The organism is Rathayibacter sp. PhB179, from assembly GCF_004345345.1.
GTDB classification, from domain to species: domain Bacteria; phylum Actinomycetota; class Actinomycetes; order Actinomycetales; family Microbacteriaceae; genus Rathayibacter; species Rathayibacter festucae.
The window spans coordinates 112,920-126,080 of record NZ_SLVD01000008.1 but is presented as its reverse complement, the minus strand read 5'-3'; the positions used below and the strand labels follow the sequence as shown (position 1 = coordinate 126,080).

The following is a 13,161-nucleotide window of genomic DNA, read 5'->3' as shown; positions in this document are numbered from 1 at the left end:
GCGGCCCGCCGGCGTCGTCCGCCGAACCGGCCGGCAGCGGCCCCGGTCAGCCCGCGAGGACCTTCCGGATCCGCTGCAGCGAGACGCTCTCGACGGTGCCCAGGCTCTGCGCGAAGAAGCTGATGCGCAGCTCCTCGATCAGCCAGCGCGCGCGCACGAGACGCTCCGGAGCGTGCGGCGGCAGCGGGATCGTGCCGCCCGCGGAGCGGTAGAGCTCCTGCGCCGCCTGCACCTCGTTCAGCCAGACCCGGTCGCGGCCGACGTTCTCGCCGATCTTGCCGAAGCGCTCGGTGATGCCGCCGAGGTAGCGCGGCAGGTGCCGGAGCCGCTCGAGTCCCGTCGCGGAGACGAAGCCGGGGTGCACGAGGCCGGTCAGCTGCTCGCGGGCGTCGGTCAGCGCGGGGAGCAGCGCCATGCTCGTCGAGGCCTTGAGCGCCTTCTCGACGCCGCGCGCCGTGGTGAGGATCGTGGTGACCGTCTTCACGGTCTCGAACATCGAGTCCATCACGCTGCCCGAGACCCGGTCGCGCACCGCGTCGAACTCGGCGCGGAGGAAGAGCATGCCGTCCGGCTTCATCCGCCAGAGCACCGCATCGACGCAGGCGAGCAGGCAGTCGCCGAACAGCGCCGTCGTGTTCTGGTACGGGCTCTGCGCGAGGACGAGCTTCTCGTTGGCGGTCAGGTACTGCTGCACGTAGGCGACCGGGCTGGGTGTCGCGAGCAGCAGCAGGCGGCGGACGCCGCGCGGGTGCTCGCGCGCCTGGTCCTCCGCGGTCGCGAGGAGGCGGATCGAGACGGAGTCGCCGTCGTCGATCAGTGCCGGGTAGGCGCGGATCGTGTTGCCGCCCTGGCGGGTGTCGGTGACGCGGGGGAGCTCCGCCATGTCCCAGGTCTTGATGCCGCGGCGCTCGAGGGCGTCGGGCACGCGCGCCTCGACGACCCGGGCGACCTCGTCGCGGACCCGGCCGCGCAGGCGCTCGGCCAGCGGCGCGAGCTCCTTGCCGGCGGCGACGGTGCGGCCGCGCTCGTCGGCGATCGCGAAGGTGACCCGGAGGTGCGCGGGGATGCGCTCGAGGTCGAAGTCGGAGGCGTCGATCACGACGCCGGCCTCGCGGCGGATCGCCCCGGCGAGGGTCGCGGCGAACGACTCCGTCGGCGGGTTCGGCACGTCCTGGGGGAGCGCGGCGGTGAGCTTGCGCGCCCAGTCGTTCGCCGGGACGACGTTCCGGCGCAGGTGCTTGGGCAGCGCCTTGATCATCGCGGTGACGAGCTCGGCGCGGAGCCCCGGGACCAGCCAGTCGAAGCCGAGCGGCGTGACGCGCGGCAGCAGCGCGAGCGGCACGTGCACGGTGACGCCGTCCTCCTCCGTGCCCGGCTCGAACCGGTAGGAGAGCCGGAAGCGCTGGTCGGCCTGGCGCCACTGGGTCGGGAAGGCGGTCTCGTCGATCTGCTCCGCGTCCTCGGGCAGGAGGGTCTCCTGCGTCATGGTCAGCAGGTCGGGCTCGTCGTGCTGCGCGGTGCGCCACCAGGAGTCGAAGGAGCGCACCGAGGTGATGTCGCGCGGGACGCGGCGATCGTAGAAGTCGAAGACGGCCTCGTCGTCGACGAGCAGGTCGCGGCGGCGGGTGCGCTCCTCGAGGCGCTCGAGCTCGGCGCGCAGGGCCCGGTTCTTCCGGTCGAAGGCGTGCCGCGCGTCCCACTCGCCCTCGACGAGGGCGTGCCGGATGAACAGCTCGCGGGCGTAGCCGGCGTCGATCCGGGAGAACTGCACCCGGCGCCGGGCGATGATCGGCACGCCGTACAGCGTGACCTTCTCGTAGGCGACGGCCGCGCCCTGCGCCTTCTCCCAGTGCGGCTCGCTGAACTGCCGCTTCACCAGGTCGCCGGCGATCGCCTCGGCCCAGGCCGGATCGATCGCGGCGTTGGAGCGGGCGAAGAGCTTGCTGGTCTCGACCAGCTCGGCGCTCATCAGGGCGTCGGGCTGCTTCTTCGCCAGTGCGCTGCCGGGGAAGATCGAGAACTTCGCGTTGCGGGCGCCGACGTACTGGACGCTCTGGCGCTCGCGGTTCTTCGCCGCGCGCTGCGCCTGCTGCGAGGTGGTGTCCTTGATGCCCAGGTGCGAGAGCAGGCCGGCGAGGAGGCTCCGGTGGATCCCGTCCGGGTCGACCTTCGGCTCGCCGAGCTCGAGCTTCAGCGGCCGGGCCAGCTGGCGCAGCTGGCGGAAGACGTCCTGCCACTCGCGCACGCGGAGGTAGTTGAGGTACTCGGCCTTGCAGAGCCGGCGGAAGGCGCTGGAGGAGAGCTCGGCCTGCTTCTCCTCCACGTAGTTCCAGAGGTTGAGCAGGGTCAGGAAGTCGCTGGTGGGGTCGACGAAGCGGGCGTGCTGCTGGTCGGCCTGCGCGCGGCGCTCGAGCGGGCGCTCCCGGACGTCCTGGATCGTCAGCCCGGCGACGATCGCCATCACCTCGCGGCTGACGTCGTGCTTGCGCGACTCGATCACCATCCGCCCGAAGCGCGGGTCGATCGGCAGCCGCGCGAGATCCCGCCCGATCCTCGTGAGCTGAGGCGCCGTGTCGGCCCCCGTTCCCCGCGAGATGCCACTTGTGCTCGCCTTCTCCGGCGTGTCGCGTACCGAAGTGGCATCTCGCGAGGGGGAGTCGGCGGGGGTGGCGGGGGAGCGGAGGGCGCCGAGCTCGGTGAGGAGGTCGAGGCCGTCCTTGATGCCGCGGGAGTCGGGCGGGGTGAGGAACGGGAAGCCGGCGATGTCGCCGAGGCCGAGCGAGATCATCTGCAGGATGACGGCGGCGAGGCCGGTGCGCAGGATCTCCGGATCGGTGAACTCGGGGCGGCGCTCGAAGTCCTCCTCCGAGTAGAGCCGGATCGCGATGCCCGCACTGGTGCGGCCGGAGCGACCGGAGCGCTGGTTCGCCGACGCCTGCGAGATCGCCTCGATCGGCAGGCGCTGCACCTTCGAGCGGGCGCTGTAGCGCGAGATGCGGGCGGTGCCGCCGTCGATGACGTAGCGGATGCCGGGCACGGTGAGGCTGGTCTCGGCGACGTTGGTCGCGAGCACCACGCGCCGGCGGACGCCCGGGGTGCGGCCGCGCTCGAAGACGCGGTGCTGGTCGGCGGCCGAGAGCCGGCCGTAGAGGGGGAGGACCTCGGTGCCCGGGATGTTCCGGCCGCGGATGGCGTCCTCGGCGTCGCGGATCTCGTTCTCGCCGGAGAGGAAGACGAGGACGTCGCCCTGGTCCTCGCGCGCCAGCTCGGCCAGCGCGTCGGCGATGCCGGTCATCAGATCGCGGCTGCCGCTCGTGGCGTCGGGGACGTCGGTGTCCTCCTCCTCCTCGGGCTCCTCGGCGACGAGCGGGCGGTAGCGGATCTCGACGGGGTAGGTGCGGCCGGAGACCTCGATGATCGGGGCGGGCTCGCCGGCGGCGTCGCGGAAGTGCTCGGCGAAGCTCTGCGGGTCGATCGTGGCGGAGGTGATGATCAGCTTGAGATCCGGGCGGCGGGGCAGCAGCCGGTGCAGGTAGCCGAGCAGGAAGTCGATGTTGAGGCTGCGCTCGTGCGCCTCGTCGATGATGATCGTGTCGTACCGGCTGAGCATCCGGTCGTGGTTCATCTCGTTGAGCAGGATGCCGTCGGTCATCAGCTTGATCCGGGTCGACGCGCTCGCCTTGTCGGTGAAGCGGACCTGGTAGCCGACGATCCCGCCGACCTCGTCGTCGAGCTCCTCCGCGATGCGCTCGGCGATGGTGCGGGCGGCGATGCGGCGGGGCTGGGTGTGCGCGATGCTCTCGCGGCCGAGCTCGAGGCAGATCTTGGGCAGCTGCGTCGTCTTGCCGGAGCCTGTGGCGCCGGCGACGATCACGACCTGGTGGTCGCGGATGGCGGCGGCGATGTCGTCCCTGCGCGCCGAGACGGGGAGTTCGGGAGGATACCGGATGCTGAGGACGTCGGACATGAGCCCTCCATCCTACGGCGCCGTGACATGATGCCCAGGTCTCCCGGCGGAATCCCGCGGGCGGTCACCCGCGCCGAGCGGGCCGAGCAGAGAGCCGAGTGTGAACACGCAGTCCCTCCTCGTGATCCTCAACATCGTCCTGCTGATCCTCGCGATCCGGGGCGTGCTGGCGAACGGGCGGCTGTCGAAGGTCGCGAAGGTCGGCTGGGTGGCACTGATCGTGATCCTCCCGTTCGCGGGGAGCATCGCGTACCTGGTCTTCGGCCGGCGGGCGAGCGGCGGCGGGTCGCCGGGGCCGCAGCGGCCGACCGGCTGGTTCTTCGAGCGCTGAGGCGTCCTTCGGCGTTTGGGGTGCTGGCGGGTGGGGCGGACGCGGTGCCTCGTCGCGGCTCCTTCCCGCGCGCCTGCGGCGCGCCCGCCAGACCCGAGCCAGGAGCCGCGACGAGGCACCGCGTCCACCCCTCCGGGGTGAGACGGAGGCGAGGGGCGGGCCTATCCCTTCGGGAGGAGACTCGACGTCGTCAGCTCTGAGGCCGGTGCCTCCATCGCAGGGAGAGGCCCATGAAACATGCTGGTCGAGTAGCCCCGGAGGGGCGTATCGCAGCCATGCTGGTCGAGTAGCCCCGGAGGGGCGTATCGAGACCCACCGCCGTCAGCAGGGCGGGTCTGCGGACTCATCTCCTGACGGTGGTGGATCTCGATATGCCCGCTGCGCGGGCTGCTCGAGCAGCATGAAGTCAGCAGATCATGCTGGTCGAGTAGCCCCGCAGGGGCGTATCGAGACCTACCGGCGTCAGCAGGGCGGGTCTGCATGCTCGGCTTCTGACGGTGGTGGATCTCGATACGCCCGCGAAGCGGGCTACTCGATCAGCATGGGGCCCCGCGGAGCGGGGGTCCACCGGGGGGAGCGGCGAGAGTGGGGGGCGGCTGTCAACGGCCCGGACGGCGGCGGGCGGCGCGTCTAGCGTGGAGGGCATGGCCGAACGACTCCGCTCCAGTGTCAGCCCGTACCTCCGCTCGCATGCGGACAACCCCGTCGACTGGTGGCCGTGGGGGGAGGAGGCGTTCGCCGAGGCGGTGCGCCGGGACGTGCCGGTGCTGGTGTCGATCGGGTACGCGACCTGCCACTGGTGCCATGTGATGGCGCGGGAGTCGTTCTCGGACCCGGTGCTGGCGGCGCGGCTGAACGACGGGTTCGTGGCGGTCAAGGTGGACCGGGAGGAGCATCCGGACGTCGACACCGCGTATCTGACGGCGGCGAGCGCGTTCACGCGGAATCTGGGCTGGCCGCTGACGGTGTTCACGACTCCGGCCGGGGAGACCTTCTACGCGGGGACGTACTTCCCGCCGCGGGCCGTCGGCGGGGTGCCGGCGTTCTCGGACGTGCTCGACGCGGTGTCGGAGGCGTGGCGGCTGCGGCGCGACGAGGTGCAGGCGACGGCGGGGTCGCTCAGCACCGCGCTGCGGGAGGCGACCGCGGTGGTGCCGTCGGGAGACGCGCTCCCGGACGACGCGACGCTCGCGGCGGCCGTCGGGGCGCTCGCGGCCGAGGAGGACCGGGTGCACGGCGGTTTCGGCGGGGCGCCGAAGTTCCCGGTGGCGCCGGTGCTCGGGTTCCTGGCGTCGCGGGACGACGGCGCGGAGTTGGCCGAGCGGACGCTGCTGACGCTGGCGGGCTCGCCGCTGAGGGATCGCGACGGCGGCTTCTTCCGCTACGCCACCCGCCAGGACTGGAGCGATCCGCACTACGAGCGGATGCTCTACGACAACGCGCAGTTGCTCGACGTCGCGGCGGTGCTGCTCGGGCGCGACGGCGTCGACCGGGAGGCGCTCGCCGGGGTGGCGGAGGGCGTCGCGTCGTTCCTGCTCGCGACGCTGCGGCGGCCGAGCGGCGGCTTCGCCAGCGCGCAGGACTCCGAGAGCGTCATCGACGGGCAGCGCTCGGAGGGCGGCTACTACCTCGCCGAGGACCGCACGGATCTGGCGCCCCCCGCGCTCGACGAGAAGGTCGTCACCGGCTGGAACGGGCTGGCGATCGGAGCGCTCGCGCGAGCCGGGCGGGTGCTGGGACGGGAGGACTGGATCGCTGCAGCGCGTGCCGCCGCCGATCTCCTCCTGGAGCGGCACCTCGTCGACGGGCGCGTCGGCGTCCGCGCCTCGCTCGGCGACTCCGTCTCCGCCGCGCGCCCGGCGCTGGAGGATCTCGGCATGCTCGCCGGCGGGCTGCTGCAGCTGGCGCTCGCCGAGGGGACGCCCCGCTCCGCGGTCGTCGCCCGGACGCTGATCGACGGGGCGCTGGACGCGGCCGCGTCCTGGCCGCCGTTCGCGCTGCCCGGCGGTGGGGACCCGGCGCTCACCGCGCGTGGGCTGCTGCTGGCGGCCGATCCGTCCGAGGGCGCCTACCCCTCGGGCCTCTCGGCGGCGGCCGACGCGGCCCACGTGCTGTACCTCCTGACGGGGGAGCGGCGCTACCGGGAGGCGGCGGAGGCCGTGGTCGCGGGCATCGGGCCCGGGGCACTCGGGCAGCCGATGGGGTTCGGCGGGGTCCTCGCGCTCGCCGGGCGCCTCGCGCGGCCGGTCACGCAGATGGTCGTCGTCGTCCCGGACGACGGCGCACGGGCACCGCTGCAGCGCGGCGCCCGGGAGACCGGGCTGGGCGTGCTCGCGGTGGTGAGCGACGACGTGGCGGCGGAGTGGGCCCGCGCCGGCTTCGAGCTCTTCGAGGGCCGGACGTCGCGCGACGGTCTGCCGACGGCCTACTCCTGCGAGGCCTTCGTCTGCGCGCTGCCGACGACCGAGCTCCCGGAGGAGCTGCTCACGCGGCCGTGACGACGAGCGGGGCGTCGGGATCGGCGGCCCACTCGTTGAGCGAGCCGTCGTAGACGACCGCGGTGTCGACGCCGAGGACGGCGAGCGCGAGCGCGTCGGCCGTCGCGGCGATCCCGCCCGCGCAGTAGAGGACGATCCGCTCGGCCCGGAGCGTCTCGCCGAAGAGCGCCCGCAGCCGCTCCGGCGGGAGGAGCGTGTTGTCCTCGCGGTCGACCAGCCGGACGGCCGGGACGCTGACCGAGCCGGGGAGGTGGCCGAGGCGCGGCCGGCGCCCCTGCTCGCCGGTGAACTCCTTCGGCGGCACGGCGCAGATCAGGGCGCCCGGCTCCTCGCCGCGGACGACGCGCTCGACGCCGGCCTTGTCGATCCAGAGCGGGCGCTCGGGGCGGACGGTGATGCCCGCGGCGGCCCGCGGCTCGACGTGACCGGTCTCGATCGGGCGCTCCTCCCGCCGCCAGGCGCTGAGTCCGCCGTCGAGGACCGCGACCGCGTCGTGCCCGGCGGCGCGCAGGAGCCACCACAGGCGCGACGCCCACTGGCCCACCGCGGAGTCGTAGACGACGACCACCGAGTCGTCGTCGATGCCGAGGGCGGCCGTCGCCGCGGCGAAGCGCTCGGGGTCGAGCCGGGTGAAGGGGAGGGCCGCCTCCGGATCCGAGAGCTGCGCGAGCAGGTCGCCGAAGACCGCACCGGGCACGTGGCCCTCGAGGAGGTACTGCTCGTCGCCGCCGAGGTAGCCGGGCCGGCCGTCGAAGCCGGTCACCAGCAGGACGCTCGCGTCGACCACGACGAGGTGCTCGCGGCCGAGCTGGTCGGCCAGCCACTGGGTCGAGACGATCGGCCGGGCGAGGTAGGGGGCTGCAGTGCTGCTCACCCGCACCACGCTAGGCGCGACCCCCGACGCTCCGCAGGCCGGTGCGTCATCGTGGTTCATCCGGCGTCACAGTCCGCTTGGCGCGGCCGTCCCTCCTGCGGTACCGACCGCCGCCCTCAGCACTCGATGACGTTGACCGCGAGGCCGCCCTCGCTGGTCTCCTTGTACTTCGAGGACATGTCGATGCCCGTCTGGCGCATCGTCTCGATCACGGTGTCGAGCGAGACCCGGTGCGTCCCGTCGCCGTGCAGCGCCAGCCGCGCCGCGCTCACCGCCGTCGAGGCCGCGATCGCGTTGCGCTCGATGCACGGGATCTGCACCAGCCCGCCGACGGGGTCGCAGGTCAGCCCGAGGTGGTGCTCCATCGCGATCTCGGCCGCGTTCTCCACCTGCCGCGGGGTCCCGCCGAGTACCGCGCACAGCGCGCCCGCCGCCATCGCGCAGGCCGAGCCGACCTCGCCCTGGCAGCCGGCCTCGGCACCCGAGATCGACGCGTTGGTCTTGCAGAGCGAGCCGATCGCCGTCGCGGTGAGCAGGAACCGTCGGATGCCCGCGCGGTCCGCCCCGGGCACGAAGCGGAGGTAGTGGTGCGCGACGGCCGGGATGATGCCCGCCGCCCCGTTCGTCGGCGCCGTGACGACGCGTCCGCCGGCCGCGTTCTCCTCGTTCACCGCGAGCGCGAACGCGTGCAGCCACTCCACCGAGGTCGCCCGCGCGCGGTCCAGCGGGTCGTCCTCGAAGGCCTCGAGCCTGCCGCGCAGGACGGAGGCGCGGCGCTGCACGCCCAGACCTCCCGGCAGGACGCCCTCGGTCGCCAGGCCGTGCTCGACGCAGGCGGCCATCGCGTCCCAGATCGCGTCCAGCCGCGCGTCGACGTCGAGGCCGGGGTGCAGCGCCCGCTCGTTCGCGGCGGCGATCTCGTCGATGCTCGAGCGGGTCCGGTCGCAGGTCGCGAGCAGGTCGAGCGCGGAGACGAAGGGGTAGGGGTGCGGAGCGAGCGAGGCCAGCTCGGCGCGCTCGCCGGCCCGGCGGATGAAGCCGCCGCCGATCGAGTAGTAGGTCTCCTCCCACTCGGGCAGCGCCGCGTCGCCGAGCCAGACGCTGAACGTCAGGGCGTTGGGGTGCTCGGGGAGCCGGGTGCGCGGCTCGAAGGCGATGTCGTCGCGCGTCATCGGCAGGCGCGCCTCGCCCGCGAGCGCGATCGCGCCGTCCTCGTCGAGCCGCCGCCACGCTCCGCGGACCTCCTCCGGGTCGCAGGTCTCCGGGTGCAGCCCGGACAGCCCGGCGACGATCGCGTCCGGCGTCCCGTGGCCGATGCCCGTGGAGCCGAGTGAGCCGTAGAGCGTGCAGACCACGCGGCTCACCCGGTCGAGCAGGCCGGCGTCGCGCAGCCGCTCGGCGAGGGCCAGAGCCGCCCGCATCGGGCCGACCGTGTGCGAGCTGGAGGGGCCGATCCCCACGCTGAACAGGTCGAAGGCGGAGACGTATGCACTCATCTCCCGAGACTACGCCTCGCGCGCGGAAGGGGGCGGGCGCCCGATCGAGCGCCCGCCCCCTGTTGTTCCGAGTACCCGGACCGAGGTCCCGAGGGTCAGAACTCGCAGTGCACGTGGTCCGAGTGGCCCGCGTCGCCGGGGCCGAGCGTGAGCGTCGCGCCCATCTCGGCGCAGGCGTTCTGGATCGCCTGGTGGTCGGCGCCCTCGTAGACCCGCACGCCGTCGATCAGGTCGATGTCGACCGCGTCGCCGGTGTAGTGGCCGGAGCCGGTGGAGTGGTCCTCACCCGCGATGGAGGTGACCCGCAGGGTGTGGCCGTACTGCGTGTTCAGCTTCAGCAGCGCGTCGAGCATGGCCGGGTTCAGTGCGACCGAGGTCACGCCGGCGTCGCCCTCGGGGCTCGTCTTGGCCGGCTGGCCGGCGGCCGTGTCGCGGATGTTCGCGAGCGAGGTGGAGGCGGCGTCCGAGCCCAGCTCGTAGAGCTCGATCCCCGGGTTGTCGAGGATCGCCTGCGCGGTCGCGGCGGCGTCGCCCGACGGGGGAGGCGTCGTGCCGCCACCGGTCCCGGCGACGAGCGCCTTCCAGGTGGCCGGTCCGACGATGCCGTCGGCGGTCAGTCCGGCACTGCTCTGGAAGCTCTGCACCGCGGCGGTGGTCGCCGCGCCGAACGCGCCGTCGACCGCGACGGACGCGCCGTTCGCGTTCAGCTGCGTCTGGACGGCGCTGACGGCGTCTCCGGAGGCGCCGCTCTGCACGGTCACCGTCAGGGCACCCCAGGTGGCCGCACCGATCACGCCGTCGGCAGCGAGACCCGCGCCGGACTGGAAGGAGGTGACCGCCGACTGCGTGCCGGCGCCGAACGCGCCGTCGACCGCGAGCGACTGGCCGGAGGAGCGGAGCAGGTACTGCGCGGTGGTCACGTCCTCCCCGGTCGAGCCGGAGGAGAGGACGGGCCAGTCGGCCGCCTGAGCGCTGGTCGCGGTCCCGACGCTGACGCCGAAGGCGAGCAGCAGGGCGGTGACGACCGCGAGGGCGCGGGCGCCGAGACTCCGTGCGCGCCGGGTCTCGGGGGTCGTGGTGGCGGCGGTCGTGCTGATCGTCGGCGTGCTGATCTCTGTCGTTCTGATGTCCGTGGTGCTCATGATCCTCATCCCTCGCTCTCGACGGCCTCGCGCGCCAGGGTCTCCCACTGCGCGTAGGCGTCCGGGTAGGCGGAGACCTGCACGGCCTGGGCCGCCTCGGTCACCGACATCGACTCCCAGTCGGCGATGTCCGTCAGGCCGGTGTTCGTGGTGGGGCTGTTCGCCGCCCCGTAGAACGCCCTCGAGGCGTAGACCGGGTCGACGAGGTCGGCCGCGTCGCCCCAGCCCGCCGACGGGCGCTGCTGGAACAGGCCGACCGAGTCGCGGTCGCCACCGGAGAGGTTCCGCAGTCGTGACTCCTGCATCGCCGTGGCGATGGCGACGACCCAGCCGTACTCGGGGACGCCGGCGGTCCTGCCCTCCGCGATGATCGTGCGGACGTTCGCGAGCTGCTCCTCGCTGAGGGTCGCGAACGTCTCGCCCGGCTGGCCCGGGTCGGGCGTGGTGCCCGAGCCGGCGCCGACCAGCGACTGCCAGGTCTGCGGTCCGACGACGCCGTCGACGGTCAGCCCGGCCGCGGACTGGACACTCTTCACGGCGGCGAGGGTCGCGGCGCCGAACGCACCGTCGACCGTGAGGCTCGCTCCGACCTTGTTCAGCTGCACCTGGAGCGCGCTGACCGCCTCGCCGGAGTCGCCGGAGGACACCGTCGTGATCAGGGCGGCCCAGGTCTGCGCGCCGACGATGCCGTCGGCGGAGAGGCCGCGCGCGCTCTGGAAGGAGGTCACCGCGGCGGCGGTGGCGGGGCCGAAGACGCCGTCGGCGTCCACGGAGGCGCCGGCGGCGTTCAGCAGGTGCTGCACCGTGCGGGCGTTGGCGCTGTTCTCGCCCTCGGCGACGACGGGCCAGGCGGCGGCGGACGCGGCAGCGGCGCTGACCGGCGCCTCGGCCGCGAAGACGGCCGGGGCCGTGGCGACCGACCCGAGGGCGAGGGCGCCGCAAGCGAGCCCTGCGATCAGGAGGCGCCTCGGGCGCTGGGCGACTGGAGTGGGACGGGTGGTTCTCATCGTTTCGTACACCTCTTCGTGGCCGCCGGGCGGCCGGATTCGTTGTCACGATCGGCGGAGTTCGCTTCTCCCTTGCCCGTCCTGCCTACTCCTGTCGCTGTCACGGATCCGGGGACACGGAGGGGTCGCCCAGAGAGCGCCCACGCGATGCGGAGGAGACTCCGACTCGAGGGGGAGGTGCTCACTGGACGGCAGGAGGATCCTTCGCCGATGTGCTCCGACGTCCCGTGCCGCGCGACACGCCCGGGTTGCACGGCACCAGTAGCACTGCTAGCTTCGGCGGGCGCGCCACCGGAGTGCGCACCCCTGACGCCCGGAAGGAGCAGCCCGTGACCGCGAACCGATCGACCCGCGACGAGCTGCTCGTCGCCGATCGCCTCCGCGCCCTCGTCGGCGCGGTCGAGTTCGAAAGCTCGAAGCGCGATCTCGCGAACCTCCAGCCCGGCGTCGTCCGGCACCCCTAGGCATCCGCCGCGGGCTCCCGGACGACATCGTCTCGGGGCCCTCGTGCGTCGGCACTCCTCTGCAGGGGAGGGGCCTCGCGGTCGGCTCGCGGCATCCCGCCGCCCCGAGCGCGTCCCACCCCGATCCCGGCGACCGCCGGGCCTTCACGAGAGGAAGGACCATGCAGAGAATCACGGAGCGGCTCGTCTCCTGGGCGAGCATCCTGGACGACAACGCGCGGCAGCAGGCGCTCACCGCGTCGGAGATGCCCTTCATCCACCCCCACCTGGCGCTGATGCCCGACGCGCACCTCGGACTCGGCGCGACGGTCGGCTCGGTCATCCCGACCCTCGGCGCGCTCATCCCGGCGGCCGTGGGCGTCGACATCGGCTGCGGCATGATCGCCGTGCGCACGCAGTTCTCCCGGGGCGACCTCGCCGGCCGCGATCTGGGCGAGCTGCGGCGCCAGATCGAGCGGGCGGTGCCGCTGTCGGCGGGCGCGGCGAACCGGAAGGTCGTCGCGACCGCCGAGCCGCGGGTGGCCGAGTTGGAGGCGCTCGCCGTCGAGGCGGGCTTCGACCCGGCGCGCTCGGCGAAGCACTGGCGGCTGCAGGTCGGCTCGCTCGGCAGCGGCAACCACTTCATCGAGGTGAGCCTCGACGAGACGGACGCGGTCTGGCTGTTCCTGCACTCCGGCTCGCGGGGCGTGGGCAACAGGATCGCGACGGCGCACATCCGGGTCGCCCGCGAGTACTGCGAGCGGCACTGGATCGCGCTGCCGCACCCCGACCTCGCCTACCTGGTCGAGGGGACGGAGCCGTTCGACCGCTACGTCGCCGAGCTGCGCTGGGCGCAGCGGTTCGCCCTGCTCAACCGCGAGGAGATGATGGACCGGGTGATCCGCCAGCTCGCCGAGTGGAGCGGCGTCGCGGTCCAAGAGCGGGAGCGGATCAACTGCCACCACAACTTCACCGAGAAGGAGCGCCACTTCGGCCGCGACGTCTGGGTGAGCCGGAAGGGCGCGATCCAGGCCGACGCCGGACGGCCGGGGCTCATCCCCGGCTCGATGGGGACCGCCTCGTACGTGGTGGTGGGGCGCGGTGACGCGATGTCGCTGAACTCGTCGCCGCACGGCGCCGGTCGCGAGTACTCGCGGTCGGCGGCGCGGAAGGCCTTCAGCCGCGAGCAGCTGCGCGAGGCGATGGCCGGCATCGAGTACCGCGACACCGACGCCTTCCTCGACGAGATCCCGGCGGCCTACAAGCCGATCGACCGGGTGATGGCCGACGCGGCCGACCTCGTCGAGATCCGGCACACCCTCCGCCAGCTCGTCAACGTGAAGGGCGACTGACCCCCTCCGCGAGATGCCACTTGTGCGCGCGACACGCCGTGGAAAGCGTGC

9 protein-coding genes are annotated in these 13,161 nt (G+C 73.4%); 4 read left to right on the top strand and 5 right to left on the bottom strand.

Annotated elements, in window-relative coordinates:
• Positions 1 to 46: 46 nt before the first annotated feature.
• Positions 47 to 3,967 (bottom strand): ATP-dependent RNA helicase HrpA, encoded by a 3,921-nt coding sequence (hrpA, locus tag EDF43_RS16275; protein WP_132437705.1) that lies wholly within the window; start codon positions 3,965 to 3,967, stop codon positions 47 to 49.
• A 100-nt stretch (positions 3,968 to 4,067) separates the two neighbouring features.
• Between hrpA and EDF43_RS16270 the strand changes: the two genes are divergently transcribed.
• A complete protein-coding gene (locus tag EDF43_RS16270; protein WP_123737600.1) occupies positions 4,068 to 4,298 on the top strand; it encodes a PLD nuclease N-terminal domain-containing protein in 231 nt (76 codons plus the stop codon).
• A 644-nt stretch (positions 4,299 to 4,942) separates the two neighbouring features.
• Positions 4,943 to 6,796: a DUF255 domain-containing protein gene (locus tag EDF43_RS16265; RefSeq protein ID WP_132437706.1), complete on the top strand. Its 1,854-nt coding sequence runs from the start codon at positions 4,943 to 4,945 to the stop codon at positions 6,794 to 6,796.
• Here EDF43_RS16265 and EDF43_RS16260 read toward each other — a convergent pair.
• From EDF43_RS16260 to EDF43_RS22540, 4 genes are all read right to left on the bottom strand, one after another.
• Positions 6,783 to 7,670: a rhodanese-like domain-containing protein gene (locus tag EDF43_RS16260; protein ID WP_165909152.1), complete on the bottom strand. Its 888-nt coding sequence runs from the start codon at positions 7,668 to 7,670 to the stop codon at positions 6,783 to 6,785. The genes EDF43_RS16265 and EDF43_RS16260 overlap by 14 nt on opposite strands.
• Positions 7,671 to 7,786: 116 nt before the next feature.
• The gene (locus EDF43_RS16255) at positions 7,787 to 9,166 is read right to left on the bottom strand and encodes an L-serine ammonia-lyase (RefSeq protein ID WP_123733580.1); all 1,380 of its coding nucleotides are present in this window, start codon (positions 9,164 to 9,166) and stop codon (positions 7,787 to 7,789) included.
• Positions 9,167 to 9,261: 95 nt separating this feature from the next.
• Positions 9,262 to 10,308 carry a peptidoglycan-binding protein gene (locus EDF43_RS16250; RefSeq protein WP_165909153.1) on the bottom strand — a complete coding sequence of 349 codons (1,047 nt, stop codon included), beginning with the start codon at positions 10,306 to 10,308 and terminating at the stop codon, positions 9,262 to 9,264.
• 5 nt (positions 10,309 to 10,313) lie between these two features.
• On the bottom strand, positions 10,314 to 11,315 hold the full coding sequence (locus EDF43_RS22540) for a peptidoglycan-binding protein (RefSeq protein ID WP_132437708.1): 1,002 nt from the start codon (positions 11,313 to 11,315) through the stop codon (positions 10,314 to 10,316).
• A 329-nt stretch (positions 11,316 to 11,644) separates the two neighbouring features.
• Here EDF43_RS22540 and EDF43_RS22535 point away from each other — a divergent pair, with 329 nt between their 5' ends.
• Complete coding sequence (locus EDF43_RS22535) at positions 11,645 to 11,779, top strand: hypothetical protein (protein WP_279389010.1); 135 nt, start codon at positions 11,645 to 11,647, stop codon at positions 11,777 to 11,779.
• A 161-nt stretch (positions 11,780 to 11,940) separates the two neighbouring features.
• Positions 11,941 to 13,110: an RtcB family protein gene (locus EDF43_RS16240; RefSeq protein ID WP_132437709.1), complete on the top strand. Its 1,170-nt coding sequence runs from the start codon at positions 11,941 to 11,943 to the stop codon at positions 13,108 to 13,110.
• Positions 13,111 to 13,161: the final 51 nt, after the last annotated feature.